Source organism: Mycobacterium scrofulaceum (genome assembly GCF_001667885.1).
GTDB lineage: Bacteria > Actinomycetota > Actinomycetes > Mycobacteriales > Mycobacteriaceae > Mycobacterium > Mycobacterium scrofulaceum_C.
The window spans coordinates 25,220-52,105 of the sequence record NZ_LZJW01000084.1 but is presented as its reverse complement, the minus strand read 5'-3'; the positions used below and the strand labels follow the sequence as shown (position 1 = coordinate 52,105).

The 26,886-nt window shown below is 67.8% G+C and carries 26 protein-coding genes; 16 read left to right on the top strand and 10 right to left on the bottom strand.

The genetic code is table 11. From position 1 onward, the window contains the following. Nucleotides 1–90: 90 nt before the first annotated feature. Together A5681_RS12820 and A5681_RS12815 are read right to left on the bottom strand one after the other, a co-directional pair. Complete coding sequence (locus A5681_RS12820; RefSeq protein ID WP_067274746.1) at nucleotides 91–2,358, bottom strand: carbon starvation CstA family protein; 2,268 nt, start codon at nucleotides 2,356–2,358, stop codon at nucleotides 91–93. A 42-nt stretch (nucleotides 2,359–2,400) separates the two neighbouring features. After that, a complete protein-coding gene (locus A5681_RS12815) occupies nucleotides 2,401–3,930 on the bottom strand; it encodes an ATP-dependent DNA ligase (protein WP_067274743.1) in 1,530 nt (509 codons plus the stop codon). A 122-nt stretch (nucleotides 3,931–4,052) separates the two neighbouring features. Here A5681_RS12815 and A5681_RS12810 point away from each other — a divergent pair, with 122 nt between their 5' ends. Continuing rightward, a complete protein-coding gene (locus tag A5681_RS12810; protein ID WP_067274739.1) occupies nucleotides 4,053–4,811 on the top strand; it encodes an SDR family NAD(P)-dependent oxidoreductase in 759 nt (252 codons plus the stop codon). Between the two features lie 110 nt (nucleotides 4,812–4,921). Then, nucleotides 4,922–7,084 (top strand): acyl-CoA dehydrogenase, encoded by a 2,163-nt coding sequence (locus tag A5681_RS12805; protein WP_067274736.1) that lies wholly within the window; start codon nucleotides 4,922–4,924, stop codon nucleotides 7,082–7,084. A gap of 9 nt (nucleotides 7,085–7,093) precedes the next feature. Here the strand turns inward: A5681_RS12805 and A5681_RS12800 are convergent, their stop codons facing one another. Then, nucleotides 7,094–7,429, bottom strand: a complete 336-nt coding sequence (locus A5681_RS12800; RefSeq protein ID WP_067274733.1) for a Zn-ribbon domain-containing OB-fold protein — start codon at nucleotides 7,427–7,429, stop codon at nucleotides 7,094–7,096. A 49-nt stretch (nucleotides 7,430–7,478) separates the two neighbouring features. Between A5681_RS12800 and A5681_RS12795 the strand changes: the two genes are divergently transcribed. The 3 genes from A5681_RS12795 (at nucleotide 7,479) to A5681_RS12785 (ending at nucleotide 11,235) form a co-directional block, all read left to right on the top strand. Continuing rightward, complete coding sequence (locus A5681_RS12795) at nucleotides 7,479–8,672, top strand: thiolase family protein (protein WP_067274730.1); 1,194 nt, start codon at nucleotides 7,479–7,481, stop codon at nucleotides 8,670–8,672. A 33-nt stretch (nucleotides 8,673–8,705) separates the two neighbouring features. After that, nucleotides 8,706–10,136 carry a FadR/GntR family transcriptional regulator gene (locus tag A5681_RS12790; RefSeq protein WP_067274727.1) on the top strand — a complete coding sequence of 477 codons (1,431 nt, stop codon included), beginning with the start codon at nucleotides 8,706–8,708 and terminating at the stop codon, nucleotides 10,134–10,136. Between the two features lie 109 nt (nucleotides 10,137–10,245). Continuing rightward, a complete protein-coding gene (locus tag A5681_RS12785) occupies nucleotides 10,246–11,235 on the top strand; it encodes a sensor histidine kinase (RefSeq protein WP_067274724.1) in 990 nt (329 codons plus the stop codon). A 45-nt stretch (nucleotides 11,236–11,280) separates the two neighbouring features. Here the strand turns inward: A5681_RS12785 and A5681_RS26525 are convergent, their stop codons facing one another. Next, nucleotides 11,281–11,466: a hypothetical protein gene (locus A5681_RS26525; RefSeq protein ID WP_082968337.1), complete on the bottom strand. Its 186-nt coding sequence runs from the start codon at nucleotides 11,464–11,466 to the stop codon at nucleotides 11,281–11,283. A gap of 315 nt (nucleotides 11,467–11,781) precedes the next feature. On the opposite strand from A5681_RS26525, the gene A5681_RS12780 reads away from it, so the two are divergent. Beyond that, a complete protein-coding gene (locus tag A5681_RS12780) occupies nucleotides 11,782–12,285 on the top strand; it encodes a homocitrate synthase (RefSeq protein WP_067274721.1) in 504 nt (167 codons plus the stop codon). A gap of 3 nt (nucleotides 12,286–12,288) precedes the next feature. Here A5681_RS12780 and A5681_RS12775 read toward each other — a convergent pair whose 3' ends face one another. Continuing rightward, complete coding sequence (locus A5681_RS12775; protein WP_067274718.1) at nucleotides 12,289–13,767, bottom strand: cytochrome P450; 1,479 nt, start codon at nucleotides 13,765–13,767, stop codon at nucleotides 12,289–12,291. 114 nt (nucleotides 13,768–13,881) lie between these two features. On the opposite strand from A5681_RS12775, the gene A5681_RS12770 reads away from it, so the two are divergent. Both A5681_RS12770 and A5681_RS12765 read left to right on the top strand, forming a co-directional pair. Then, nucleotides 13,882–14,517 (top strand): TetR/AcrR family transcriptional regulator, encoded by a 636-nt coding sequence (locus A5681_RS12770; protein ID WP_067274716.1) that lies wholly within the window; start codon nucleotides 13,882–13,884, stop codon nucleotides 14,515–14,517. 27 nt (nucleotides 14,518–14,544) lie between these two features. Next, nucleotides 14,545–15,468, top strand: a complete 924-nt coding sequence (locus A5681_RS12765) for an SDR family oxidoreductase (RefSeq protein ID WP_067274713.1) — start codon at nucleotides 14,545–14,547, stop codon at nucleotides 15,466–15,468. Here the strand turns inward: A5681_RS12765 and A5681_RS12760 are convergent. Both A5681_RS12760 and A5681_RS12755 read right to left on the bottom strand, forming a co-directional pair. Continuing rightward, on the bottom strand, nucleotides 15,403–16,446 hold the full coding sequence (locus A5681_RS12760; protein ID WP_067274710.1) for a DNA polymerase IV: 1,044 nt from the start codon (nucleotides 16,444–16,446) through the stop codon (nucleotides 15,403–15,405). The genes A5681_RS12765 and A5681_RS12760 overlap by 66 nt on opposite strands. A 4-nt stretch (nucleotides 16,447–16,450) precedes the next feature. Further along, a complete protein-coding gene (locus A5681_RS12755) occupies nucleotides 16,451–17,065 on the bottom strand; it encodes a TetR/AcrR family transcriptional regulator (RefSeq protein ID WP_067274707.1) in 615 nt (204 codons plus the stop codon). A 91-nt stretch (nucleotides 17,066–17,156) separates the two neighbouring features. On the opposite strand from A5681_RS12755, the gene A5681_RS12750 reads away from it, so the two are divergent. From A5681_RS12750 to A5681_RS12720, 7 genes are all read left to right on the top strand, one after another. Next, nucleotides 17,157–17,717: an NAD(P)H-dependent oxidoreductase gene (locus A5681_RS12750; RefSeq protein WP_197498589.1), complete on the top strand. Its 561-nt coding sequence runs from the start codon at nucleotides 17,157–17,159 to the stop codon at nucleotides 17,715–17,717. Between the two features lie 527 nt (nucleotides 17,718–18,244). Further along, nucleotides 18,245–18,484, top strand: coding sequence for a redoxin NrdH (locus A5681_RS12745; protein ID WP_067274703.1), 240 nt, complete (start codon nucleotides 18,245–18,247; stop codon nucleotides 18,482–18,484). A gap of 39 nt (nucleotides 18,485–18,523) precedes the next feature. Further along, the gene (nrdI, locus tag A5681_RS12740; RefSeq protein WP_067274699.1) at nucleotides 18,524–18,970 is read left to right on the top strand and encodes a class Ib ribonucleoside-diphosphate reductase assembly flavoprotein NrdI; all 447 of its coding nucleotides are present in this window, start codon (nucleotides 18,524–18,526) and stop codon (nucleotides 18,968–18,970) included. Continuing rightward, nucleotides 18,940–21,105 (top strand): class 1b ribonucleoside-diphosphate reductase subunit alpha, encoded by a 2,166-nt coding sequence (gene nrdE, locus A5681_RS12735; protein WP_067274696.1) that lies wholly within the window; start codon nucleotides 18,940–18,942, stop codon nucleotides 21,103–21,105. Before nrdI ends, nrdE begins: the two co-directional genes overlap by 31 nt. A 79-nt stretch (nucleotides 21,106–21,184) precedes the next feature. After that, nucleotides 21,185–21,919: a TetR/AcrR family transcriptional regulator gene (locus A5681_RS12730; protein WP_156737955.1), complete on the top strand. Its 735-nt coding sequence runs from the start codon at nucleotides 21,185–21,187 to the stop codon at nucleotides 21,917–21,919. Nucleotides 21,920–22,023: 104 nt separating this feature from the next. Beyond that, nucleotides 22,024–23,571, top strand: coding sequence for a flavin-containing monooxygenase (locus A5681_RS12725; RefSeq protein WP_067274693.1), 1,548 nt, complete (start codon nucleotides 22,024–22,026; stop codon nucleotides 23,569–23,571). 92 nt (nucleotides 23,572–23,663) lie between these two features. Then, on the top strand, nucleotides 23,664–24,122 hold the full coding sequence (locus A5681_RS12720; protein WP_067274691.1) for a universal stress protein: 459 nt from the start codon (nucleotides 23,664–23,666) through the stop codon (nucleotides 24,120–24,122). Nucleotides 24,123–24,142: 20 nt separating this feature from the next. On the opposite strand, the gene A5681_RS12715 is transcribed toward A5681_RS12720, so the two are convergent. Next, entirely contained in the window at nucleotides 24,143–25,051 is a 909-nt protein-coding gene (locus tag A5681_RS12715) for an SDR family oxidoreductase (RefSeq protein WP_067274689.1), read from the bottom strand. Nucleotides 25,052–25,143: 92 nt separating this feature from the next. Here A5681_RS12715 and A5681_RS12710 point away from each other — a divergent pair, with 92 nt between their 5' ends. Next, the gene (locus A5681_RS12710) at nucleotides 25,144–25,719 is read left to right on the top strand and encodes a TetR/AcrR family transcriptional regulator (protein WP_067274686.1); all 576 of its coding nucleotides are present in this window, start codon (nucleotides 25,144–25,146) and stop codon (nucleotides 25,717–25,719) included. 6 nt (nucleotides 25,720–25,725) lie between these two features. On the opposite strand, the gene A5681_RS12705 is transcribed toward A5681_RS12710, so the two are convergent. Beyond that, the gene (locus A5681_RS12705) at nucleotides 25,726–26,268 is read right to left on the bottom strand and encodes a TetR/AcrR family transcriptional regulator (RefSeq protein WP_067274683.1); all 543 of its coding nucleotides are present in this window, start codon (nucleotides 26,266–26,268) and stop codon (nucleotides 25,726–25,728) included. Next, nucleotides 26,252–26,698, bottom strand: coding sequence for an SRPBCC family protein (locus tag A5681_RS12700; protein ID WP_067274680.1), 447 nt, complete (start codon nucleotides 26,696–26,698; stop codon nucleotides 26,252–26,254). The genes A5681_RS12705 and A5681_RS12700 overlap by 17 nt, the downstream gene beginning before the upstream one ends. Nucleotides 26,699–26,886 lie beyond the last annotated feature (188 nt).

Here is a 26,886-nt window from a genome sequence, read left to right as displayed (position 1 = left end):
TCACGGTACGGCCGGGGTCACGCCCTGACATGCGTAGTGCGCTACCTGCTTTCGCGAAGCCCGGTGACGCAGGTATGAGCCGTCAGGCGGTCAATGCTTGCGGGCGGCAACGCCGCTCGGCGTCGATGCCGGCAGCGCGTCCCAACTCTTCCGCACCTCGCGCTCGGCGGCGGTGGCGATCAGGCCCGACGGCGCGAACCGCCTGGACGGGACCGGGGCCTCCTCGGTGAGCGGCCGGCCCGGACCCCGAATCGCGCCCAGCGCCACGATCACGCCGATGATCACCACGATGACGACGACCAGCGCGAACAAGATGGACAGGGTGCCCTGGATGAAGGTGTTCCTGATGACGTCGTCGAGCTGATGCGGGTTCTTGGCCGAACCGAACGACGTGCGGCCCGCGTTGCGCGCCGCGAGGTACTGGAAGTGCTGCGTCCAGTAGCCGACGTTCGGGTCGCCCGAGAAGATCTTCTGCCACGAGGCGGTCAGCGTGACGGCCAGATCCCACACCAGGGGCAGCCCCGGAATCCAGGCCCACCGCAGGAGCCCCTTCTTGATGACGACGACGGTGATGACGGTCAGCGCGATCGCCGCGAGCAGCTGGTTGGCGATGCCGAACAGCGGGAAGAGCGTATTGATGCCGCCGAGCGGATCGGTGACGCCCATCAGCAGGATGCCGCCCCAGCCGGCGGCCACGGCCAGGCTGCACGCCCAGACACCCGGGCGCCAGCTCGGGTTGCGCAGCTTGGCCAGCGGTCCGCCCAAATTTCCCAGGGTGTCCGACAGCATGAAACGCGCGACGCGGGTGCCGGCGTCGACGGCGGTCAGGATGAACAGCGCCTCGAACATGATCGCGAAGTGATACCAGAAGGCCTTGAGGGCCGCTCCGCCGAAGACGCGGTTGAGCACCTCCGACATGCCGACCGCAAGCGTCGGGGCTCCGCCGGTGCGCGACACGATCGACTTCTCGCCCACGCTCGCCGCGGCCTGGGTCAGTTGGTCAGCGGTCGTCGGGGTCCCCGACAGGCCGAGGCCGTTGACGTAATGCGCGGCGGTGGCCGCGGTGCCGCCGGTCTGCGCGGCCGGGGCGTTGAGCGCGAAGTACAGGTGCTGGTTCAGGATCGACGCGCTGACCAACGCCATCACCGCGACGAACGATTCGGTGAGCATGCCGCCGTAGCCGATGAAGCGCATCTGGCTTTCCTTCTCCAGCAGCTTGGGCGTCGTGCCGGAGGAGATCAGCGCGTGGAAGCCGGACAGCGCGCCGCACGCGATGGTGATGAACAGGAACGGGAACAGCGATCCGGGAAACACCGGCCCGTCGCCGCGGGCGGCGAACCCCGAGACAGCGGGCGCCTGCATAACCGGGTGTGCGATGAAGATGCCGAGCGCCAGCAGGGCGATCGCACCGACCTTCATGAACGTCGAGAGGTAATCGCGCGGCGCCAGCAGCAGCCACACCGGCAGCACCGACGCCACGAAGCCGTAGCTGACGATCAGCCAGGACACAGTCACCGGTGACAGGTTCAACCACGATGCGCCCCAGGAGGTTTCGGCAACCCAGTTGCCGGAGACCACGGCGAGCATCAGCAGCGCGAACCCGATCAGTGAGACCTCGGCGACCCGCCCGGGTCGCAGGAACCGCAGGTAGCACCCCATGAACAGGGCGATGGGGATGGTCATCGCGATCGAGAACACGCCCCACGGGCTCTGGGCGAGTCCGCGCACCACCACCAGCGCCAGCACCGCGATGATGATCACCATGATGACGAGGACGCCGACCATGGCGGCGGCACCGCCGGTGACGCCGAGTTCGTCGCGCGCCATCTGGCCCAGCGACCGGCCCCTGCGCCGGGTGGAGATCCACAGCACCAGGTAGTCCTGCACCGCGCCGGCGAACACCGCACCGAGGATGATCCAGATGCTGCACGGCAGGTAACCCATCTGGGTGGCCAGCACGGGGCCGACGAGGGGACCGGCCCCGGCGATCGCGGCGAAGTGATGGCCGAACAGCACCCGCCGGTCGGTCGGCACGTAGTCGGAGCCGTCGTCGAGGATTTCGGCCGGGGTCGCGTGATCGTCGCGCGGGCAAACGATTTTCATCTCGATCAGCCGGGCATAGAACCGGAACCCGAGGATGTAGGTGCAGATCGCCGCGACCACGAACCAGACCGCGTTCACCGTCTCGCCGCGCGCGAACGCGATGATCGCCCACGCGACGGCACCGAGGACGGCGACGGCCGCGAACACGACCTTGTGCCGGACGGTGATGGGGGAGCGGTCGACGATCGCGACGGGCGGCAGCTGGTCGTCGGTGTGGATGTAGCTGACGTCTTTGTCGTGCGCTTTCACGGCCACGGCCGAAACCCTACGCGCGCGAAACGACCAGCGCTCGGTTTGTCAGTACAGCGCCCGCACCGTCTCGATCGTGTCGGCCTCGGACGGGCTTTTGTCGTCCCGGTAGCGCAGCACGCGGGCGAACCGCAGCGCCACACCGCCGGGGTAGCGCGAGGATTTCTGGACGCCGTCCAAGGCCACCTCGACCACCTGCTCGGGTCGCAGTCGCACGACGTGACCGTCGGTCCCGCCGACGGCGAGTTCGCTGAACCGGGCGGTCTGCCAGTCCAGCATCGCGTCGGTCATGCCCTTGAAAGTCTTTCCCACCATGACGAATTCGCCCGTGTCGGGGTCGCGCGCCCCCAGGTGGATGTTGGACAGCTTGCCGCGTCGGCGCCCCGATCCCCACTCCACCGCCAGCACCACCAGATCGAGCGTGTGCACCGGCTTGACCTTGAGCCAGCCCGCGCCGCGGCGGCCCGCCTGGTACGGGGTCTGCGGCGCCTTGGCCATGACGCCCTCGTGGCCGGCGGCGAGCGTCGCCTCCAGGAATCGGGCCGCCTCGGCGGCGTCGGCGGTGACGAGCCGGTCGACCCGCTGCGTGGCCGGCACCAGAGCGTCCAGGGCGGCCAGCCGCTCGGCGGTCGGTGCGTCGAGCAGGTCGGCGCCGTCGCGGTGCAGGATGTCGAAAAAGAACACCGAAAGTGGTTGCACTGCTCGGGCTTTGGCCACGTCGACCGATCGGCCGAACCGCGACGCGGTGACCTGGAAGCGGTGTGGTGAGTTGTCGGGCCGCAGCGCGATCGCCTCGCCGTCGGCGATGAGGTCACGCACCGGCAGCGCCAGCGTCGCCTCCACCACCTCGGGCAGCCGGGCGGTGACGTCGTCGAGGCTTCGGGTGTAGACGGTGACCTCGTCGCCGGACCGGTGGATCTGCACCCGGGCGCCGTCCAGCTTTGCCTCGAAAATCGTTGTGCCACCGTGGCGTTCGAGAGCGTCGGACACCCCGGCCGCGGCCTGCGCCAGCATCGGGCCGACCGGCCGACCGACGCGCAGGGCGAACGCGTCCAGCGCTTGGGCGCCGCCGCCCATGGCGGCGGCCGCGACACCGGGCAGATCCCCACCCAGCATCGCCGCGCGCTGTACCGCCGCGAGGGGAATGCCGGCGGCCTTGGCCACCGCGTCGGCCATGATCCCGGCCAGGGCCCCCTGGCGCAGCTCCCCGCCCAGCAACCGCAGCAGGAAGGTCTGCTCGGCGTCGGTCGCCGCGGCGAACAGGCCGGCGATGAGCTCGGCGCGCCGCCCCTGCGACCCCTTGCCCGACACCGCACCGATCTCCGAGAAGCCGGCGTCCACCCCGGTGACGGTCAACGTCGGATGCGACGCCGGTGGCGGCCGCGACCGCAGCGAGGCCCAGCCCACCCCGATCTGGCGCTGGCGCAGCTCACCCGAGAGCCAGGAGACGACGATGGCGACCGTGTCGGGCTCGTCGGCCGCGCGGCGCAACAGCTCGGCGATGTGGGCGACCTTGCTCAACCGCGACGACGTGCCGCCCACGTCAAGTGAGGTGGTCGCCACGTCGAGAAGGAGCACGAAATCAGCTTGGCACGGCTCTTGAACAAGGCGGGGTCAACCCTGGGCGGCGCACACGCTAGCGTGCCCACGTAACGTTACAGATTGCTAGGGATCTGACAACCCCGAAAGGAAGGGTCCGGATGGAGATCAACGGGAAGAAGGTCGTCGTCATCGGCGGCGCGTCGGGAATGGGTCGCGCCTCAGCGGAGCTGCTGGCCGAGCGCGGGGCGGAGGTCGCCATCCTCGACCGCGAGGGTTCCGACGGCAAGACCGTCGCCGAAGCCGTCGGCGGCGCGTTCTATCCGGTCGACGTGACCGACTTCAAGGGCACCGAGGAGACGCTGCAGACCGCCGTCGACAAACTGGGCGGCCTGCACGTCGTCATCACCACCGCGGGCGGCGGCATCGCCAAGCGGACGATGACCAAGTCCGGCCCCCACGACCTCGAGTCCTTCCAATCCGTGATCGACCTCAACCTCATCGCCACCTTCAACATCAGCCGGCTCGCGGCCGCGCACATGGCCAAGAACGAGCCCGAGGACGAGGAGCGCGGCGTCATCATCAACACCGCGTCCATCGCGGCCTTCGAGGGCCAGATCGGGCAGGTCGCCTACACCGCCGCCAAGGCCGGCGTCGCCGGCATGTGCCTGACCATGGCCCGCGACCTGGGCTCGCTGGGCATTCGCGTGCTGGCGATCGCACCCAGCCTGTTCGCCACCGGATTGACCCAGGGGATTCCGGACGAGTTCGCGTCAGCCCTCACCAAGGACGCCGCTTTCCCCAAGCGTCTCGGCCGGCCGATCGAGTACGCGAAGCTGGCCGCTGCCATCGTGGAGAACCCGATGCTCAACGGCCAGTGCCTTCGGCTGGACGCCGGCCAGCGGTTCGCGCCGAAATAGCAGCCACCCCCACGGGGCGCCCTCCTCGCATTAAGTACACTCTTTAGGCAGCCGCCCCGCTTCCCCTCGAAGCGGGGCAGGCTACCCAGCCGGTAGCGAGGAGGGCCCTCATGGGTATCGCACTGACCGACGACCACCGCGAACTCGCCGAGGTCGCCCGCGCGTTTCTGACCTCGCAGAAGGCCCGTTGGGCGGCGCGGTCACTGCTCGACGCCGCCGAGGAATCCCGCCCGCCGTTCTGGCAGAACCTCGTCGAGCTGGGCTGGCTCGGCCTGCACGTCGACGAAGAGCACGGCGGGTCCGGATTCGGGCTGCCCGAACTCGTGGTGGTCGTCGAAGAACTCGGCCGGGCCGTGGCGCCGGGGCCGTTCGTGCCGACCGTGATCTCGTCGGCGGTGATCGCCAAAGACGGTAGCGCCGAACAGAAGTCGCGGCTGCTGCCCGGATTGATCGACGGCACCGTCACCGCGGGGGTCGGGCTTAACGGCGGGGTGCGGCTCAAGGACGGCGTCGCCGACGGGGACGCCGGGATCGTGCTCGGTGCCGGACTGGCCGAGCTGCTGCTGATCGCCGCGGGCGAGGACGTGCTGCTGCTCGAGCGCGGCCGGGCCGGCGTATCGGTCGAGGTGCCGAACAACTTCGACCCGACCCGGCGCTCCGGGCGCGTCCGCCTGGAGAACGTCAGCGTCAGCGCCGACGACATCCTGACCGGCGGGCGGGCCGGTGCACTGGCCCGCGCCCGGACGTTGCTGGCCGCCGAGGCGGTGGGCGGCGCGGCGGACTGCGTCGACGCCGCCGTGGACTATGCCAAGGTGCGCCAGCAATTCGGGCGCACCATCGCCACTTTCCAAGCGGTGAAGCATCATTGCGCCAACATGCTGGTGGCCGCCGAAGCGGGCGTGGCCGCGGTGTGGGACGCGTCGCGTGCGGCGTCGGAGGACGAGGACCAGTTCCAGCTGGCCGCCGCGGTGGCGGCGGCGCTGGCGTTCCCCGCCTACGCGCGCAACGCCGAGCTGAACATCCAGGTGCACGGCGGCATCGGATTCACCTGGGAACACGACGCGCATCTGCACCTGCGCCGCGCGCTGGTGATCGCGGCGCTGTTCGGTGGTGACGCGCCGGCCCGGGATGTCTTCGAGCGCACCGCGGCTGGCGCCAAACGGGAGAACAGCCTGGACCTGCCGCCCGAGGCCGAGGAGTTGCGCACCCGGATCCACGCCGACGCCGCCGAAATCGCCACCCTGGACAAGGCGGCGCAGCGCGACAAGCTGATCGAGACGGGCTACGTCATGCCGCACTGGCCCAAACCCTGGGGCCGCGCCGCCGACGCGGTGGAGCAGCTGGTGATCGAGGAGGAGTTCCGCGCGGCCGGCATCAAGCGCCCCGACTACTCGATCACCGGCTGGGTGATCCTCACCCTTATTCAGCACGGAACCGATTGGCAGATCGAAAGATTCGTGGAGAAGGCGCTCCGCCAGGAAGAGATCTGGTGCCAGCTGTTCTCCGAGCCCGAGGCCGGCTCCGACGCGGCGTCGGTCAAGACCCGCGCCACCCGCGTGGACGGTGGCTGGAAGATCAACGGGCAGAAGGTCTGGACCAGCGGCGCGCAGTACTGCGCGCGCGGCCTGGCCACCGTGCGCACCGACCCCGACGCCCCCAAGCACGCCGGCATCACCACCGTGATCATCGACATGAAGGGCCCGGGCGTCGAGGTGCGGCCGCTGCGGCAGATCACCGGCGGTTCCGAATTCAACGAGGTGTTCTTCAACGACGTGTTCGTCCCCGACGAGGACGTCGTCGGGGCGCCCAACTCGGGGTGGACGGTCGCCCGCGCGACGCTCGGCAACGAGCGGGTCAGCATCGGTGGCAGCGGGTCGTTCTACGAGGGTCTCGCGCCCACCCTGGTGCAGCTCGCGCAGCAGTCGGATCGCTTGGCGGGGGCGCCGGTTCGGATCGGAAACTTCCTCGCCGACGACCACGCGCTGCGGCTGCTGAACCTGCGTCGCGCGGCCCGCAGCGTCGAGGGGGCGGGGCCCGGCCCGGAAGGCAACATCACCAAGCTGAGGCTGGCCGAGCATATGGTCGACGGCGCCGCGATCTGGGCGGCGCTGGCCGGCCCGGAGGTCGCGCTGATGGACGGGCCCGGCGCGGTGGTGGGCCGGCTGGCGATGGGGGCGCGCGGCATGGCGATCGCCGGCGGCACCTCGGAGGTCACCCGCAATCAGATCGCCGAGCGCATCCTCGGCATGCCGCGCGACCCGCTGATCAACTAGCGGCCCGGGTCAGGCGGGCGCGAACAGCGGGGCCCCGCCGCTGCCCCGTTCCGGCCGGATGGTGACGGGCATGCCACACCTCACCGAATCCGGTTCGCAGTCAACGACATTCGCCGCCACCCGCAGGCCCTTTTGTTCGGCGAGCTCGACGATCGCGATCACGTACGGAACCGGGATCTCCGGGTTGTACGGGTGGTGGTTGACGGTGTAGGTGAACACGGTGCCACGCCCGGACACCGGCCGCGCCACCAGTTGGCCCCCGCAGGCGCGGCACTGCCCGGCCGCCGGATGCACCCAGCGCGCACAGTCCTCGCAGTATTCGATGAGCAGCGGCTCGTCCGACACGACGAATACAGTACACTCAATTGATTCGATGGTCTGACGGGCGGTGTGGATGACGCATTTCGAGAAGGACGCGATCCTGTCCGGCATCGGCATTTCGCGGATCGGCCGGCGCACCGGCATCGCGGGGCTGGACCTGACCATGGAAGCGGTGCGGTCCGCCATCGAGGACGCCGGGTTGGCCGCCTCCGACATCGACGGCATCGCGACGCTGGGCGACACCCCCGCCGGGGAGGTCAACGCCCAATTGCGGATCGAGGCGGCCGACTGCGGGTCCGGCTTCGGCACCGGCGGCCTGCTGAGCCCGGTGATGTCGGCGTGCCGCGCGGTCGCCGAGCGTCGCGCCCGGCACGTGGTGGTGTACCGGACCATCCAAATGCTCGGCGGCACTGTCCCGGTGAAGCCGCAGGAGAACGCTCCCGCGCCGCCACTGGCCCGGATGTTCGAAACCCCGGAGGGTGCGGAGCGGCCCGCCGTCGGCGCGATGGACGACGTCAACGACCTGGTCGCGGCCAACGCCTACTCCGCGGCTAACTGGCTGGCGCTCAACTGCCGGCGTCACATGGAGCTGTACGGCACCACCAAGCAACAGCTGGGCTGGGTGGCCCTCAACGGCAGGCGCAACGCCGCCCTGAACCCGCGCGCCGTGTACCGCGACCCGATGACCATGGCCGACTACCTGAGCGCGCGGCCGGTGTCCACCCCGTTTGGGCTGCTGGACTGCGACGTCCCGATCGACGGGTCGATCGCGGTGGTGGTCTCGCACGCGGACTACGCCCGTGACTGCCCGCACCGCGCGGTGGCGGTGGAGGCGGTCGGCGGATCCGACGGTGCCGGGGGCTGGTTCCACCGCGACGATTACCCGAAGATGGCGATGTCGGACGCGGCGGCGCAGATGTGGTCGCGCACGGACCTCAAGCCGGCCGACCTGAAGGTCGCCGAGTTGTACGACGGCTTCACCTATCTCACCCTCGCGTGGCTGGAGGCGCTGGGCGTTTGCGGCGACGGCGAGGCCGGCCCGTTCGTCGAGGGCGGCGCGCGGATCGCCCGCGACGGTGAACTACCGCTGAACACCTACGGCGGCCAACTGTCGGCCGGGCGCATGCACGGTTACTGGGCGTTGCACGAGGGTTGTCTGCAGCTGCGCGGCGACGCGGGGGAGCGACAGGTGTCGCGTCGCCCGGACGTCGGCGTGGTGTCCGTCGGGGGCGGTCCCGTCGCCGGCTGCATGTTGCTGACATGCTGAAAATGCCTGCGCCCAAACGTCGTTGGGCCTGACATGAGCACCGGCCTGGCGAACAAACTGGCTTCCCAAATCGCGCGGGACCTCGAGGCGGAGATCGTTCGCCGCGGTTGGGCCATCGGCGAATCGCTGGGTTCCGAGCACGCGTTGCAGGAGCGCTTCGGGGTGAGTCGCTCGGTGCTGCGCGAGGCCGTCCGGCTCGTCGAACACCATCAGGTCGCCCGAATGCGCCGCGGGCCGGGCGGCGGCCTGATCATCTGCGAGCCCGACGCCGGGCCCGCCACCCGCGCCGTGGTGATCTATCTCGAACACCGCGGCACGACGCTGAGCGACCTGCTCAACGCGCGCCTGGTGCTGGAACCGTTGGCGGCTTCGCTGGCCGCCGAACGGATCGACGAGGCGGGCATCGCCCGGTTGCGGGCGGTGTTGCGCGGCGAAGAGGAGTGGCGTCCCGGCCACCCCAAGCCTCGCGACGAGTTCCACATCGCCTTGGCCGAGCAATCGAAAAACCCGGTGCTGCAACTGTTTGTCAACGTGCTGATGCGGCTCACCACCCGGTATGCCCTACAGTCGCGGACCGACTCGGCCTCCGAGGCCATCGAGGCGGTCGACCGGATGCACATCGACCACTCCGAGTTGGTCGAGGCCGTCACCGCCGGTGACTCGGCGCGCGCCAAGACGCTCAGCCAGCGGCACGTCGAGGCGGTGACCGCCTGGTTACAGCACCACCACCCCGGCACCCCGGGCCGGCGGCGCAGGCCGCGGCCGCTCAACGTCGAGGCGCTCCGCGGCAAGCTGGCGGAGATGCTCGCGGCCACGATCGGTGACGACATCGCGGCCAGCGGCTGGCAGGTCGGTTCCGTCTTCGGCACCGAGGCGTCCCTTCTCGAGCGGTATCGGGTGAGCCGGGCGGTGTTTCGCGAAGCGGTGCGGCTGCTCGAGTATCACTCGATCGCGCACATGCGCCGCGGTCCCGGCGGTGGCCTCGTCATCGCCAGGCCTCAGGCGCAGGCCAGCATCGACACGATCGCCTTGTACCTGCAATACCGCGACCCGAGCCGCGAGGACCTCCGTTGCGTCCGGGATGCCATCGAAATCGACAACGTCGCCAAGGTGGTCAAGCGGTGCGGCGAACCCGAGGTGGCGGCGTTCCTGGCCGCCCACCGGTCCGAGGTCGATGAAGCGCCCGGCGATGTGGCGGATGCCGCGGTGGAGGAGTTCCGTTTTCACGTCGGACTGGCCCAGCTGGCCGGCAACGCGCTGCTCGATTTGTTCCTGCGCATCATCGTCGAGCTGTTCCGGCGGCACTGGTCGAGCAGCGGGCAGGCGCCGCCGACCTGGGCCGACGTCCTGGCCGTGCACCACGCCCACCTGCGGATTGCCGACGCGATCGAGGCGGCCGACGAGAGCCTGGCCCGCTACCGCGTTCGCCGCCATTTGGACGCCGCCGCCTCCTGGTGGCTCTAGCGAATACTGAGTTCTCAGATGTGATCTGCAGCGCGGTATAGCGAAGGCCCGCTGCGGGTATTGGGGAGTGAGAACGTAGACGGCCGGTCCAGCAGGGGGTTGGCATTCAGTGATCGAAAGTGGGAGTGCTGGAGTGACGACGGGCACTGAAGTAGGCCGGCTCGGTTTCGTCCACTCCGCACTCATCTACCAATCCCACCAGGAGTACCTGGATTTCGTGACCCGCTTCATCGGTGATGGCCTGGCGATGGACGAGGCGGTGCTGGTCGCGGTCCCGTCCGAGAAGTTGGCCTTGCTGCGCGACGCGCTCGGCCCGGGCGAGGTGCCGGCCGATCTCCAACTGGTCGACATCACGGAGGCGGGGCGTAACCCGAGCCGGTTCATGGCGATGGAGGGGTGTTTCGTCGACGACCACCCCGACCGGCGGGTGCGGATCGTCAGTCAACTCGCGTGGCCGGGCCGCACCGAGGAAGAGTTGGTCGCCTGCGTGGAGCACGAGGCGCTGCTCAACGGGGCCATGGACGGTTACCAGGTGACCGGCCTGTGCCTTTACGACGGGAGCCGGCTCGACGACGACGTGCTCGCGGACGCCAGGGCGACGCACCCGCTGTTGTGGCGGGGCGGCGCCCTGCAGCGCAGCGCCGACTACGCGCCCGACGCCGTCTTGCAGCGGTGCAACCGACCGCTGCCCGCCAATCCGGGGGCCGTCACCTACACGGTGCGGAAGTCGTCGGACCTCAGCCCCGCGCGGTCGTTCGCCGTCAACTACGCGGGCTGGATTGGCTTGTCCCAGGACGCAATCGAAGATCTGCAACTGGTCGCCACCGAGCTGGCCAGCAACAGCTTGATGTACACCGACGGGGCCTGCCAGCTCGCCTTCTGGCGCGACGACGGATATCTGGTCTGCGAGGCGCGCGACACCGGGTGTTTCGAGGATCCGTTGGTGGGCCGCCTGGACCCTGGGCCATGCGGTCCCGCGAGCCGGGGCCTGTATCTGGTCAACGCGATTTCGGATTTGGTGCGCACCCACACCACGCCGAGCGGAACGACCATCCAGGCCTATCTCCGGTTCGAGCCGCCGGCCGGGCCGACCGGATAAAGCAAGCGGCCCCCGGGAGGGTCCCGAGGGCCGCTTGAAAATCAGCTAAAGGCCTAGGGCGCCGGTAATGCCGCCCACAATGCCGCCGACACCGCCACCGGTGGCCCCACCGATAAGGCCGCCGCTGCCGGCCGCTGCCGAAGCGCATCCGGTCGGTAGTAACAACACCGCGGCCACCCCGGTGGCCGCCGCGACCGATTTAAGGGTTTTCATGGTGCTTTTTGCCTTCATGATGAGCCTTCTTTCATCATTCCTTCGAGGGGTTGTTGCACAGCCGTTGAACGACTGTTGCCCTCGCCTCATACCCCCTGTTGCACACACGTAAACCAAAATTTCCGATCAATTTCGCGACGGATCGCCCCGTTATGCCGCAGGGCGGAACTTGCACGTCAGCGCCCTATGGGGCTAGAGTCTGCGCTCGTGCGTCTTCTCGATCGAGCCGTAGTAGCTAGCACCCGCAGCGGGGTCTGACCTAGACCGACCCCCCGCTGTGGGTCGGAAGCTACTGCCGTCGGTCACTCCTTTCGACCGAAGAAGACCGGCACCATGACCATTCCCGAGCGGCTCGATCCGTCCACCAACCAGACCGGCCCGTGCCCCGCCACGGCGTGGTTCACCCGGCAGTTCGGCGCCCCACTGCCCCGCGGGCTGCGGGAACAGGCGGGCGCGATGTGCTGGGAAGATTTCGTCACGACTTACGCCCACGCGGGCGGGCCCGTCCGGCTGGGCAGCTGGGCCTGCATGGACACCGCCCGGCGGCCGGGGCCGCAGGCCCGCAACTTCGAAGCCGTCATCGCCGTCGGCGACCGCATCAGCACCTCGACCGCCGCCGCGACCGGCCCGATCGCGGCGCTCAGCGCGATGCTGCACGAGCGCGGAATGCCGGTGGAGATCGTCAAGTTCCATCAGGTGCAATCCGGAGGGTGCACCCTCACGTTCGTCTGCGGCAGCAACGGGGCCCGCGCGGAATGGGGGATGGGCTGGTCGGACGATTCGACGCAATCGGCGTTGCGCGCGGTGATCGCCTGCGCCAACCGACTGCTCGCCTGAGCCCTACAGCGGGCGCAGGACGATCGGCATGCCGTCCATCGGGATGGGCATGCCGCCGTAGTCCCAGTGCGGCTGATAGCCCGGCCGCGCCAGCTCCAACCGGTAGCGGCGTAGCAACCGGTGCACGACGGTCTTGACCTCCAGCTGACCGAACACCATGCCGATGCACTTGTGCGCCCCGCCGCCGAACGGCGCGAAGGCGTATCGATGCTTCTTGTGCTCGGAGCGGGGCTCGGCGAAGCGCTCGGGGTCGAATTTGTCTGGGTCCGTCCACAATTCGGGCAGCCTGTGGTTCATGCCAGGCCAGATGGTGATGTTGGTCCCGGCCGGGATGTAGTGACCGAGCAGCTCGGTGTCGCGAACGGCCTGCCGCATGTTGAACGGCAACGGCGTGACCATGCGCAGCGACTCGTTCATGATCAGTTCGAGCGTTTCCAGCTTCTCCAGCGCTTCGATGTCCAGCGGGCCGTCGCCCAGCCGCGCCGACTCTTCGCGCGCCCGCTCCTGCCACTCCGGGTTGGCGGCCATGTTGTAGACCATCGTGGTGGTCGTCGACGTCGACGTGTCGTGCGCGGCCATCATCAAAAAGATCATGTGGTTGACGATGTCGGCGTCGGTGAAGCTGTTGCCGTCGTCGTCTTCGGTGTGGCAGAGCACCGTGAGCATGTCGGTCCCGGTCGCGTGGCGGCGTTCTTGAACCCGCTCGATGAAATAGTCCTCGAGCAGCTTGCGGGCCCGCAGCCCGCGCCACCACTTGAACGGCGGAATGGGCTGCCGGATGATCGCGCCGCCCGCGCGCGTGGTGATCGTGAACGCCTGATTGACCTTGGTCACCAGCTCGTGGTCGGTGCCCGGCTCGTGCCCCATGAACACCAAGGAGGCGATGTCCAGGGTGAGTTCCTTCATCGCTGGGTGGAACAGGAATCGGGCGTCGTTCGTCGGCCAGTTGGCGACGATGTCGCTCGCCACTCGGTCGATGTGCTCGACGTAGCCGGTCAGGCGGGTGCGGGTGAAGGCTTCCTGCATGATGCGGCGGTGGTACATGTGCTCGTCGAAGTCCAGCATCATCAGGCCCCGGTTGAAGAAGGGCCCGATCACCGGGTGCCAGCCCTTCTGCGAGAAGTCCTTGTTCTTGTTCGAGAACACGGCCTGCGTGGCGTCGGGGCCGAGCGCGGTGACCGCGGGCATGATCGGCGAGTCGAGGTAGTGCAGGGGGCCGCGGGTGCGATACAGGTGCAACGCGTAGTCCGGGCCGCCCCGGAACATCTCGATGATGTGGCCAAGGATCGGGAGGCCCGCGTCGCCGACCACGGGCTTGAGGCCGCTGCCGGCGGGCGGTTCGGCCAGCACCTTGGTTTCGAAGTCGTGGGCGAGCAGGCGCTTTTCCACCGCACCCATCCCCGGGATCGTGTTCAGCGTCGGGGTGAACCGGCGCCGCGCCTGGTCCAACAGGTATTGCGGCGTACTGATGGTGGCGGTCATAGACGCTCCTTCGCGTTCCCTCCGAGGTGACAGCCGTCACTGTCTAATAACCTTCGGGAAAAACTTGACGGCTGTCAAGTTTGCTTTTTCAGCGGCGTGGTGCAAGGTCGGGGAATGAGCAGCCACCCCGCCACCCCGGAGCCGGGCGGGCAACGGCGCGGCGACAAACAGCGCCAGGCGATCCTGCATGCGGTGCGGGAACTGCTGCAGGAGAAGCCATTCGCGGAGCTGTCGGTCAGCACCATCAGCGTGCGGGCGGGGGTGGCCCGGTCCGGCTTCTACTTCTATTTCGATTCCAAGTACGCCGTTCTCGCCCAGTTGATGGCCGAGGCCGCCGAGGAACTCGAAGAGCTCACCCAGGATTTCGCCCCGCGCGAGCCGGGGGAGTCCCCTGAGCAGTTCGCCAAACGCATGGTCGGCAGCGCGGCGGCCGTCTACGCGCACAACGACCCGGTGATGACCGCCTGCAACGAGGCCCGCAACACCGACGTCGAGATCCGCAACCTGATGGACCGGCAATTCGAGGTGGTGCTGGCCCAGATCGTCGCGATCGTGGAGGCCGAGATGAAGGCGGGGACCGCTCACCCGATCAGCGACGACCTGCCCACCCTGATCCGCACCCTCGCCGGTACCACCGCGCTGATGCTGACCGGTGATCCCATCCTGGCCGGCCGCGACAGCGATCTCGACCGCCGCGTGCGCGTCCTCGAGCGGTTGTGGCTGCACGCGCTCTGGGGCGGGCGTCCGTAGGGCGCTACCGCCGGTATCGTCACGGCAATGGGGCAGCAGGGGTACTTCGCAGGCAAACGGTGTCTGGTCACCGGCGCGGCCAGCGGCATCGGCCGCGCAACCGCGTTGCGGCTGGCCGCCGACGGCGCCGAGCTCTATCTGACCGACCGGGACCGCGACGGGTTGGAGCTGACCGTGGCCGACGCCCGCGCCCTCGGTGCGGAAGTGCCCGCGCACCGCGCCCTCGACATCGCGAACTACGACCAGGTGGCGGCGTTCGCCGCCGACATCCATCGCGACCACCCGAGCATGGACGTCGTGCTCAACGTCGCCGGAGTGTCCGCCTGGGGCACCGTCGACCGGCTGACCCACGATCAGTGGAGCAAGATGATCGCGATCAATCTGATGGGTCCGATCCACGTCATCGAGACCTTCGTCCCGCCGATGGTGGCGGCCCGCAACGGCGGGCACCTGGTCAATGTGTCGTCGGCGGCCGGATTGGTGGCGTTGCCATGGCATGCGGCTTACAGCGCAAGCAAATACGGGCTGCGCGGCCTGTCGGAGGTGCTGCGCTTCGACCTGGCCCGGCACCGCATCGGGGTGTCGGTGGTGGTTCCGGGCGCGGTCAACACCCCGCTGGTTCAAACCGTCGAGATCGCCGGCGTGAACCGCGAAGACCCGAAGGTCGCCCGCTGGGTGAACCGCTTCAGCGGGCACGCCGTGTCGCCGGAGAAGGCGGCCCAGAAGATCCTGGCCGGGGTGGCCAAGAACCGCTACCTCATTTACACGTCGCCGGACATCCGGGCGCTGTATGCGTTCAAGCGGCTGGCCTGGTGGCCCTACAGCGTGGCGATGCGTCAGGTCAACATCGTGTTCACCCGGGCGCTGCGGCCCTCCCCGGCACCGTTAGTCGCCCATGGCCAGTTCGAGGCGCACCCCGAGCAGCCGGACCGGGCGGTTGAGCTCGAATAGGTGCAGCACGCGCAGCGCCGCGGCGACGATGGTGTCCCGGTCGGTGGTGGGGGCCTCGAGTTTGCGTATTTTGGTGCGGGTGTAGAACGTCGCGGTTCGCACCGTGACCGCGACCCGGGTCACGATGCGGCCCGACGCCAGCACATCCGCCAGCGCTTGGTCGGCCAATTGTGTTATGGCCGAATCCATTTCGGCACGGTCGGTGAGGTCGCGCGGGAAGGTGACGACGTGGCTGCGCGAGCGCGGGATCCACGGCTCGGCGCTGACTCGCGCGTCACCGCCGCCCTTGGCCAGCAGCAGCAGCCACAAACCCGTGCGCGGGCCGAACGCCGAGGTCAGCAATTCGGCATCGCTGTTCGCGAGTTCCCACACCGTCGTTATCTCCAGCGCCGCAAGCTTTTTCGCCGTCTTGGGACCCACGCCCCACAGCGCGTCGACCGGACGGTCCGCCATCAGGGTCATCCAGTTCGCGTCGGTGAGCGTGAAGATGCCCGCCGGTTTGGCGAAGCCGGTCGCGACCTTGGCGCGCTGTTTGTTGTCGCTGATGCCCACCGAACAGGACAGCCCGGTTTCCGACGTGATGACCGTCCGGATCTCTTCGGCCACGTCGGTCGGGTCCGCCCCCGCGACCCCGACGTATGCCTCGTCCCAACCCCACACCTCGACCGGGTGTCCCAGGTCGCGCAGCACCCCCATCACCTGTTCGGAGGCCGCGTCGTAGGCGGCGGCATCCGACGGCAGGAAGGTCGCCTCGGGGCAGCGGCGGGCGGCGGCCCGCAGCGGCATGCCGGCCCGAACGCCGAATTCCCGGGCCTCGTAGGACGCGCAGGTGACCACCTTGCGCGGTTCGGTCGGATCGCCGCTGCCGCCGACGATGACCGGCCGCCCAATTAGCTCGGGATGACGGCGCAACTCGACCGACGCCAGGAACTGATCGAGGTCGACGTGCAGGACCCACAGCGGTGCCGGCGCGGTCATTCCGCTATCGCCCACAAAGCTTGCGCGCCAAGCTTTCCCATGCGTCACCCAACGTCTGCAGGGTGTGGCCGCGTTCGTTGAGCTGGTGCTCGACATAGTTCACCTGGAGGAGGGCCAGCAGGGCGTCGGTTTGAGCGTCGAGGTCGCCGGTGGTCTGCGCCGCCTGGAGCAATACCCGGATGTGGGTGTGGTGCACCAGGACGGGCGCGCTGTAGCGGGTCTGCGGATCGCGGTGGGCCTCCGACAGCAGCTCATGATGGGTGTGGGCGAAGCAGATGCGTTCCCGGCCGAACGCCACCAGCCGGTCGATCGGCGGGGCGTCGGGTCCCAGTGGCGGCGGCCCGAACAGGAAGGCCTGCTGGCTGGCCTGCTCGTCCTCGTCGAGCAGCACCATCATCAGGCCGGCGCGGCTACCGAACCGGCGAAACAGTGTGCCCTTGCCGACCCCGGCGGCGGCCGCGACGTCGTCCATGGTGACCGCGTCCGCGCCGCGCTCGGCGATTAGGCGGCGGGCGGCATCCAGCAGGAGGGCACGGTTGCGCGCCGCGTCGCCCCGCTCCGGCTGGGCCGCTTGGAGTGGGTAGACGGGCAATTCACCCGACCGCTCGGCACTGCTCATTCCTGTACTTTAACGCGGCGGGAATACAACCGGACTGTAGTCCGGTTGTGTGTGCGAGGATGGAGTCCAACGACTGAAGGGAAACGGAACGGTGGCAGACAACATCAAGGTCTTGGCGTTAGTGGGGAGCCTGCGCACGGCGTCGATCAACCGGCAGATCGCCGAACTGGCGGCCGACATCGCCCCCGACGGCGTCACCGTGACGGTGTTCGACGGGCTGGCGGACCTGCCGTTCTACAACGAGGAGATCGACGACGCGATGAACGCCGACGCTCCGCCGCTGGCCCCGGTGGTCGCGCTGCGGTCCGCGGCGGCCGGCGCCGACGCCGCCCTGGTGGTCACGCCGGAATACAACGGCAGCATCCCAGCCGTCATCAAGAACGCGATCGACTGGCTGTCCCGCCCGTTCGGCAACGGCGCGCTGAAGGGCAAGCCGCTGGCGGTGATCGGTGGGTCCTTCGGCCAATACGGCGGGGTATGGGCCCACGACGAAACCCGTAAGTCGTTCGGGATCGCCGGCGCCCGCGTCGTCGAGTCGATCAAGCTCTCGGTGCCGTTCAAAACCCTGGAGGGCAAGGCCCCCGCGGAACACGGCGAGCTCTCGGGCAACGTGCGCGATGCCCTCGGGAAGTTGGCCGCCGAAGTCGCCTGATTGGCAGAAGTCGACAAGCCGACCGCCGGGCGACCAGCCAGGTTGCCGCAACCGCATAGCCAAAGCCGCCAGCCCTCGCTGGCGGCTTTGCTAGTGGTGGGGTAGGCGGCGCCGATCGGGGCGGCATCGAAGCGCGTCGGCCGGGTTTGTCGGTGGCCGGTGATACAACGGTCAGCATGTACGCCTACGACGCAGAATGTGACCTGCGACACGCCGGGCGTGTCCGCCGCGGAGGCCTTACGACCAGCGAATTTCAGAATTGTTATTCCGAACATGTTGTATCTCGACATCTTGTCAGCCACTAGGTGTAGTGTTTCGAGCACCGGCAGATCCCAGGTTCACCAGGCCGACCGGGGCTTGGTTCACCACCCGAAATCGGCTCACCAGGTCATCGACCCCGACGGCCGCAGGACGGGAACGTGGGTGCTTGACGGGCCGCTGAAACACAGCGCAGAAAGCATTTGTTGCAGTACCCGAGTAGTTGCCAGTCCGTTACCAGTCCCACCTTCCGCAAAGGAGCGGCTTCCATGAGCATCACCGTGTACACCAAGCCGGCATGCGTGCAGTGCAGCGCCACGTTCAAGGCCCTCGACAAGCAGGGCGTCGGCTACGAGAAGGTCGACATCACGCTCGACAACGAGGCGCGCGACTACGTGATGGCGTTGGGTTACCTGCAGGCCCCCGTGGTGGTGGCGGGCAACGACCACTGGTCGGGCTTCCGGCCGGACCGCATCAAGGCGCTCGCGGAATCGGCGCTCAGCGCTTGAGCAGTTAGCGACGGACGTTAGGCAAAGAAGGAGGTTGCGGTGCACTCGCGCAACCTGGTCTATTTCTCCTCGGTGTCGGAGAACACCCATCGCTTCGTGGAGAAGCTGGGTGTTCCCGCCACGCGGATACCGCTGCACGGGCGCATCGAGGTCGACGAGCCGTACGTGCTGATCGTGCCCACGTACGGCGGCGGCCGGGCCACCCCGGACCTCAATGCCGGGGGCTACGTCCCCAAGCAGGTCATCGCTTTCTTGAACAACGAACACAACCGGTCGTTGATCCGCGGTGTCATCGCCGCGGGCAACAACAACTTCGGCGCCGAATTCGCTTATGCGGGCAACGTGATCTCGCGCAAATGCGGCGTTCCGTACCTTTACCGCTTCGAACTGATGGGAACCCCGGACGACGTGGAAGCCGTCCGCGCGGGCTTGGAAGAATTCTGGAAGGAACAGACGTGCCACCAACCGTCACTGCAGAGCCTGTAACGTCCGGCGCGCACGCGTTGCCCGGGGAGACGGACTACCACGCGCTGAACGCGATGCTGAATCTGTACGACGCGGACGGCAAGATTCAGTTCGACAAGGACGTGTTGGCGGCGCGCGAGTATTTCTTGCAGCACGTCAACCAGAACACCGTCTTCTTCCACAATCAGGACGAGAAGCTCGACTACCTGATCCGCGAGAACTATTACGAGCGTGAGGTTCTCGACCAGTACTCGCGCAACTTCGTCAAGTCGCTACTGGACCGCGCCTACGCCAAGAAGTTCCGGTTCCCGACGTTTTTGGGCGCGTTCAAGTACTACACCTCCTACACGCTGAAGACGTTCGACGGGAAGCGCTATCTGGAGCGCTTCGAGGACCGCGTCGTCATGGTCTCGCTCACCCTTGCGGCCGGTGACACCGCCCTGGCCGAGAAGCTGGTGGACGAGATCATCGACGGCCGGTTCCAGCCGGCCACCCCGACGTTCCTGAACTCGGGCAAGAAGCAGCGCGGCGAGCCGGTGAGCTGCTTTCTGCTGCGCATCGAGGACAACATGGAGTCGATCGGGCGATCGATCAACTCCGCGCTGCAGCTGTCCAAGCGCGGCGGCGGGGTTGCGTTGCTGCTGACCAACATTCGCGAGCACGGTGCGCCGATCAAGAACATCGAGAACCAGTCCTCGGGCGTCATCCCGATCATGAAGCTGCTCGAGGACTCGTTCTCCTACGCCAACCAGCTGGGCGCTCGCCAGGGCGCCGGCGCGGTGTACCTGCACGCGCACCACCCCGACATCTACCGCTTCCTGGACACCAAGCGGGAGAACGCCGACGAGAAGATCCGGATCAAGACGCTGAGCCTGGGCGTGGTGATCCCCGACATCACCTTCGAGCTGGCCAAGAAGAACGAGGACATGTACCTGTTCTCGCCGTACGACGTCGAGCGGGTCTACGGCGTGCCGTTCGCTGATATCTCGGTGACCGAGAAGTACTACGAGATGGTCGACGACGCGCGCATCCGCAAGACGAAGATCAAGGCGCGGGAGTTCTTCCAGACGCTGGCCGAGCTGCAGTTCGAGTCCGGTTACCCCTACATCATGTTCGAGGACACGGTGAACCGGGCGAACCCGATCGAGGGCAAGATCACCCACTCGAACCTGTGCTCGGAGATCCTGCAGGTGTCCACGCCGTCGGAGTTCAACGACGATCTGTCGTATTCCAAGGTGGGCAAGGACATTTCGTGCAACCTCGGTTCGCTGAACATCGCCAAGGCGATGGATTCGCCGGACTTCGCCCAGACGATCGAGGTGGCGATCCGCGCGCTGACCGCGGTGAGCGACCAGACGCACATCACGTCGGTGCCGTCAATCGAGCAGGGCAACAACGAGTCTCACGCGATCGGGCTGGGACAGATGAACCTGCACGGCTACCTCGCCCGGGAGCGCATTTTCTACGGCTCCGAAGAGGGCATCGACTTCACCAATATCTACTTCTACACGGTGCTCTACCACGCGCTGCGGGCGTCGAACCGCATCGCCATCGAACGGGGCCAGGCGTTCGGCGGTTTCGAGAAGTCGAAGTATGCCTCGGGCGAGTTCTTCGACAAGTACACCGAGCAGGTGTGGGAGCCGCAGACCGACAAGGTGCGTCAGCTGTTCGCCGACGCGGACATCCGCATCCCCACTCAGGATGACTGGAAGCGGCTGAAGGAGTCGGTGCAGGCGCACGGCATCTACAACCAGAACCTGCAGGCCGTTCCGCCGACGGGCTCGATCTCCTACATCAACCACTCGACCAGCTCGATCCACCCGATCGCCAGCAAGGTGGAGATCCGCAAGGAAGGCAAGATCGGCCGCGTCTACTACCCGGCGCCCTACATGACCAACGACAACCTGGAGTACTTCCAGGACGCCTACGAGATCGGCTACGAGAAGGTCATCGACACCTACGCCGCCGCCACCCAGCACGTCGACCAGGGACTGAGCCTGACGCTGTTCTTCAAGGACACCGCCACCACCCGCGACGTGAACAAGGCGCAGATCTACGCCTGGCGCAAGGGGATCAAGACGCTGTACTACATCCGGCTGCGGCAGATGGCTTTGGAGGGAACCGAGGTCGAGGGCTGCGTGTCCTGCATGCTCTGACCGCGCCGTCGGGGATCCGGGTGCCTAGTCTGCCCAGGTCAGGGGCTCGGCAGGCACCCGGAGGGGTATGGTGCATGACGTGGTGAGAATTCCGCGACCGCCGCACCCCAGCGTTAAGCCGCCTGGGGCGAAGGTCGACGCTCGCAGCGAACGCTGGCGCGAACACCGCAAGAAGGTGCGCGGCGAAATCGTGGACGCGGCCTTCCGCGCCATCGACCGCCTGGGCCCCGAGCTAAGCGTGCGGGAGATCGCCGAGGAGGCCGGCACCGCCAAGCCGAAGATCTATCGGCATTTCCACGACAAGTCGGATCTGTTCCAGGCCATCGGGGAGCGGCTGCGCGACATGCTCTGGGGGGCGATCTTCGCGGCGATCGACCTGAAGACCGACTCGGCTCGCGAGGTGATCCGGCGCGCCGTCGACGAGTACGTCAACCTGGTCGACCTGCACCCCAACGTGCTGCGGGTCTTCATCCAGGGCCGCTCGGCGGCCAGCCCCCAGATCCTCAACGAGGGCCGCGGGATCACGCTGGCGATGGCCGACCTGTTCGACAACGAGCTGCGCGAAATGGAGCTGGACCACGCGGCGTTCGAGCTGGCCGCACATGCCGCCTTCGGTTCGGCCGCCTCGGCCACCGAATGGTGGCTGGGCCCTGACCCGCAGAGCGCGCGCCGCATGCCGCGCGACCAGTTCGTCGCCCATCTGACGACGATCATGGTCGGGGTCATCGTCGGTACCGCCGAAGCGCTCGGCATCGCGATGGACCCCGACCAGCCGGTGCACAGCGTGGTGCCCAGCAACCCCGCGGCGAGCTGAGGACTTTCGGCACGTTGACATCGTTGCGGCGATCGTCAACACTCGTGCCATTCGATACCCTGGGTACTGGGTATCTGGAGAGCTAACAGGAAGATCGATCCACCGTGACCGACGTTGTGACACGCGCCGAACCGACATCCGCACACCAGCCCGTGCACGCCCGCGCCATCATCATCGGGACCGGGTTCTCCGGCCTGGGGATGGCGATCCGCCTACAGCAGCAGGGCGTGGACTTCGTCATCCTGGAGAAGTTCGACGACGTCGGCGGCACCTGGCGTGACAACAGTTACCCCGGCTGCGCCTGCGATATCCCCTCGCACCTGTACTCGTTCTCGTTCGAGCCCAAGCCCGACTGGCGCAACCCGTTCTCCTACCAGCCCGAGATCTGGGACTACCTCAAGGGAGTCACCGAGAAATACGGGCTGCGTCGCTACATCAAGTTCAACTCGCACGTCGATCGAGCCCACTGGGACGACGACGAACAGCGCTGGCACGTCTTCACCGAGGACGGCCGCGAATTCGTCGGGCAGTTCCTGATCTCGGGCGCGGGCGCGCTGCACATCCCGTCGCTGCCCGACATCGAGGGCCGCGACGAATTCCGCGGTCCCGCTTTCCATTCCGCGGAGTGGGATCACGGCGTCGATTTGACCGGCAAGCGGGTGGCGATGATCGGGACCGGCGCCAGCGCGATCCAGATCGTGCCGGAGATCGTCGGGCAGGTCGCCGAACTTCAGCTCTACCAGCGCACCCCGCCGTGGGTGGTGCCGCGCTCCAACCCCGAGATTCCGGTGGCGCTGCGCCGGGCCATGGCGAACGTCCCCGGCCTGCGGGCGCTCGTGCGAGTCGCGATCTACTGGGGGCAAGAGGCACTCGCCATCGGGATGACCAAGCGCCCCAACGCGCTGAAGTTCATCGAGGCCTACGTCAAATACAACATCCGCCGTTCGGTGAAGGACCGGGAGTTGCGTCGCAAGCTGACCCCGAACTACCGGATCGGGTGCAAGCGAATCCTGAACTCCTCCACGTACTATCGCGCGGTCGCTGACCCGAAGACCCAGCTGATCACCGAACACATCGCGCGGATCACGCCCACCGGAATCGTCACCGCCGACGGCACGGAGCGCGAAGTCGACGTGATCGTCTACGGCACCGGATTCCACGTCACCGACTCCTACACCTACGTTCAGATCAAGGGCCACAACGGCGAGGACCTGGTGGATCGCTGGAACCGGGAGGGCATCGCGGCTCACCGCGGCATCACCGTCGCCGACATGCCCAACCTGTTCTTCCTGCTGGGACCGAACACCGGCCTGGGACACAACTCGGTGGTGTTCATGATCGAGTCCCAGATCCGCTACGTCGCCAGCGCGATCAAGACCTGCGACAAGCTGGGCGTGCAGGCGCTCGCCCCCACGCGCGCCGCCCAGGACGCCTTCAACGACGAGTTGCAGCGCAGGCTGGGGCCGTCGGTGTGGAACAGCGGTGGCTGCGCCAGTTGGTACCTCGACGAGCACGGCAAGAACACCGTGCTGTGGGGTGGCTACACCTGGGAGTACTGGCGGGAGACGCGCTCGGTCAAGCCGGAGGAGTACGAGTTCTTCGGCAACGGGGCAGACGCCAAGCGCGTGGCCGCGGCGACCGCGCAGGGCTGAGCCGGCGAGAAGGCGTCGGTCGCTCGGGCCGATTCGTCGTTTGTGTTCATTCGGGATGTGAGCCGCGGTGCAGCTCTTACACTGAATGGGCAATGTGCGCTTATCAGATCGTCGTGGTCGGCACCGATGGCTCCGACTCGTCGCTCCGTGCCGTGGAACGCGCCGCCGCCACGGCCGCGGATCACGGCGCGACCCTGATCGTTGCGACGGCGCATCTCCCGGTCCACGAGGAACGCGGCCGCTACGCCATCCCGCCGGGGAGCGACCACGGTCAGGACTACCGCACGTTGGGCCATGCCCCCGTCTATGCGATCCTGCAGAACGCCAGGGAGCGGGCGCACCAGGCCGGGGCCAAGGACGTCGAGGAGAGGGCGATCGTCGGTCCGCCCATCAACGCGCTGGTGCAGCTCGCCGAGGAGGTCAATGCCGACCTTCTGGTCGTCGGCAACGTCGGGCTCAGCAGCGTCGCCGGGCGGTTACTGGGATCGGTCCCATCCGAAGTCTCCCGCAGGGCCAAGACCGACGTCCTGATCGTCCACACCTCCGGCTGATCGGCGAGCCGTAGCCGCCGCTATGCGGTTGCGGCGCTTTGCCATTCGCTTGACTGCGAGCCTTTCGCGAATGAGCGAAGGCTCATTCGCACGATGCGATCCAGCACCCGGTCGGAGACGACCCGGCTGACCCGCGTGAGGATCGCGGCGTCGCGACCGATGGTGTATCGGGTCCTGGGACGGGGCGTGGTCGCCGCCTTGACGATGACCCTGGCGGCGTGTTCGGCGGAGACGCCATCCTGGCCGAACGATCGGGCCTGGGCGGTGACGGCTGCCGCGAGCGCGTCGTAGCGCTCGAGCTGGGCGGCGGTCATGTCGGCCATCAGTGCCTGCGCGGTGGCGATTCCCCGCTCGGCCATTTCGGTTCTGACCGCGCCGGGTTCGACGACGACGACCTTCAGCCCGAGATCGCCGACCTCGCGGCGCAGCGCATCGCTGACCGCCTCGAGCGCGAACTTCGAACCGGCGTATGCGCCGTAGGTCGGCAAGACGACCTTCCCGCCGACGGAACTGATGTTCACGACGGTGCCTTTGCCGGCCAACAGCGCCGGCAGCAGCGCCTGAGTCATCGCGATGTGTCCGAACAGGTTGACCTCGAACTGCTTGCGCCACTGCGCCACCGGCAACGTCTCCACCGGCGCATTGATCGCTATCCCGGCGTTGTTGACCAGCGCGCGCAGGGGACGGTGCAGTGGATCGTTCGCCACGCGCTCGGCGATTGCGGCCACGTCCGACTCGACCGTGATATCCAGGATGTGCGGTTCGATGCGGTCGGCCCGCAGCGCGTCGGCGTCGACGTCGCGACGCACACCGGCGAGAACGTGAAAACCATTGCGGGCCAATAGCCTTGCGGTTGCGGCGCCCATGCCGGTCGATGCGCCGGTCACGACGATCAGCTGGTTGCGGTCGGTGGAATGCGGGGAAGTCATGGCGGTCTCCAGAACGGTTGAGTTGACGCTGTCATCTCAACCTAACAGCTTGGTTGACGTTGTCAACTCAACCGCCGTCATATGCTCGGCGGGTGACGACACGTGCGGAGAGTGCGGCGGCCACTCGCCGTTCGCTCCTCGAGGCCGCGGAGGTGCTGCTCGACCTCGGCGGAGTCGAGGCCGTGACGCTGCGCGAGGTGGGGGCCCGCAGCGGCGTGTCGCGCTCGGCCGCATACCGCCACTTCGCCGACAAGCAATCGCTGCTCACCGTCCTCGCCACGAACGCGCTGAGCGAATTGGGCGATGCTCTCGAGGTGTTGGCCGCCAGCGACGACCCGCCCGAGGTCACCTTGCGTTCCGGTCTGCTCTCGCTGATCGCCCTCGGCCGCGACCGGCCGCATCTCTACCGACTGATGTTCACCCCGCCCCCGGGTGAGCCCCCCGAGGCGGCGGTGCGGGCCGCCGAGCGGACACAGGACCTGTTCCTGGGCATCGTGGGCCGCATCACCGGTCCCAGCCGGGCGCGGCTCTACGGCGCGCTGCTGCTCACCACCGCCCACGGCATCACCGGCTTGGACCTCAGCGGCCACCTCGATTTGGACAAGTGGCACACCGACGCCGAAGAGCTTGTGGACACGATCATCGCGCTGTTGCCCAAGGGGAAGTGATGCGGATCAGCTTTCGCGCCTGAGGAGTTCGGTGAAGGCGTGCGCGGCGGCGTCCACGCCGGCCTGGTCGTCGGTGCCGGCGAGATCCAGCAGCAGGCCGCGGATGACGGCGAGCCCGAGCCGGGCCAGCGCGGGGTCCGAATCACCGTCCAGCGCAGCGATTTCCGCGAGCCACCCGTCGACCGCGCCGGGAACCATTCGGGCGAAAGGTCTTTCGCCCTGCGCGGCGCGGGCGTAGCACTCGAAGAAGAGGCGCTCCCATTGACGCAACTCGGGTCGCCGGACGTCGGCCCACATCGCCGCGAAGCCCTCCGCCGGGGTGCGGGGCAAGTCGGCCAGGACACCCATCTGGCGGCGCTCCACCTCCTCGACGACCGCCAGCAGCATATCCTCGCGAGAACCGAAGTGATGCAACAGCATTCGGTGGCTGGTGCCCACCGCGGCGGCCACGTCGCGCAGCGATCGGTCGCCGACACCGCCCGCCGCGAACTCGGCGACGAGCGCGTCGAGCAACTGCCGGCGCCGTTCGGAGTCAGGAGTGCGCGCCATCGGCACGGCTGAGTTGCTCAGACCGGGCCTTGAGTCCTTGAGCCTCGAGCTTGAGGAATCGCTTGGTCTTGTTGGCCATCAGCCGGCCGACCAGCGCGCCGAACACACCGCGCTGATCCAGTTGCTGACGCACCAACGTGCGGCCGCCGGGCAGCGCGATGACGTCGTGCCGGGCGCTCACCAGCGCACCGGGGGAGCGCTGGACCCACGTCCACGACGAGCCGGGCTCGATCTCGGTGACCTTCCAGACCAGCTTCGCCATACCGGGCTGCTTGATCGCGAACCGCCTGCCGACCTCGAGCGCGGGCCCATCCCGGCCGACCAGCGACGTCACCGAGGCGGTCCACTCGGGCCAGCGCTGGACGTCGCTGAAGACCTCCCACACCCGCTGCGGCGGTGCGTCGATCTCGATACTGTCTTCGGTAAACATGTACCAAATGGTACATCCAGGCCGGGCGCTCGGGTAGCTTCCGTCCGCGGCGATCGCGTCATACTTGGGGGAGTGACCCGAACGCGGAATCCCGGCACGACACGCAAACACAACTTCTTGTGTTCCGCCGCGTTGTCGTACCCCAGGGGTAGTGTTTGGAGCCTGACGTCCCTCAGGCAAAACGGCGT

What these genes read in the sequence shown, in the direction of transcription:
- A5681_RS12780 (WP_067274721.1), top strand. Translation starts at nt 11,782, where the DNA reads ATGACCATTCCCGAGCGGCTCGATCCGTCCACCAACCAGACCGGCCCG.
- A5681_RS12775 (WP_067274718.1), bottom strand. Translation starts at nt 13,767, where the DNA reads ATGACCGCCACCATCAGTACGCCGCAATACCTGTTGGACCAGGCGCGG.
- A5681_RS12755 (WP_067274707.1), bottom strand. Translation starts at nt 17,065, where the DNA reads ATGAGCAGTGCCGAGCGGTCGGGTGAATTGCCCGTCTACCCACTCCAA.
- A5681_RS12765 (WP_067274713.1), top strand. Translation starts at nt 14,545, where the DNA reads ATGGGGCAGCAGGGGTACTTCGCAGGCAAACGGTGTCTGGTCACCGGC.
- A5681_RS12745 (WP_067274703.1), top strand. Translation starts at nt 18,245, where the DNA reads ATGAGCATCACCGTGTACACCAAGCCGGCATGCGTGCAGTGCAGCGCC.
- A5681_RS12720 (WP_067274691.1), top strand. Translation starts at nt 23,664, where the DNA reads ATGTGCGCTTATCAGATCGTCGTGGTCGGCACCGATGGCTCCGACTCG.
- A5681_RS12760 (WP_067274710.1), bottom strand. Translation starts at nt 16,446, where the DNA reads ATGACCGCGCCGGCACCGCTGTGGGTCCTGCACGTCGACCTCGATCAG.
- A5681_RS12810 (WP_067274739.1), top strand. Translation starts at nt 4,053, where the DNA reads ATGGAGATCAACGGGAAGAAGGTCGTCGTCATCGGCGGCGCGTCGGGA.
- A5681_RS12790 (WP_067274727.1), top strand. Translation starts at nt 8,706, where the DNA reads ATGAGCACCGGCCTGGCGAACAAACTGGCTTCCCAAATCGCGCGGGAC.
- A5681_RS12715 (WP_067274689.1), bottom strand. Translation starts at nt 25,051, where the DNA reads ATGACTTCCCCGCATTCCACCGACCGCAACCAGCTGATCGTCGTGACC.
- A5681_RS12700 (WP_067274680.1), bottom strand. Translation starts at nt 26,698, where the DNA reads ATGTTTACCGAAGACAGTATCGAGATCGACGCACCGCCGCAGCGGGTG.
- A5681_RS12805 (WP_067274736.1), top strand. Translation starts at nt 4,922, where the DNA reads ATGGGTATCGCACTGACCGACGACCACCGCGAACTCGCCGAGGTCGCC.
- A5681_RS12795 (WP_067274730.1), top strand. Translation starts at nt 7,479, where the DNA reads ATGACGCATTTCGAGAAGGACGCGATCCTGTCCGGCATCGGCATTTCG.
- A5681_RS26525 (WP_082968337.1), bottom strand. Translation starts at nt 11,466, where the DNA reads ATGAAGGCAAAAAGCACCATGAAAACCCTTAAATCGGTCGCGGCGGCC.
- A5681_RS12705 (WP_067274683.1), bottom strand. Translation starts at nt 26,268, where the DNA reads ATGGCGCGCACTCCTGACTCCGAACGGCGCCGGCAGTTGCTCGACGCG.
- A5681_RS12770 (WP_067274716.1), top strand. Translation starts at nt 13,882, where the DNA reads ATGAGCAGCCACCCCGCCACCCCGGAGCCGGGCGGGCAACGGCGCGGC.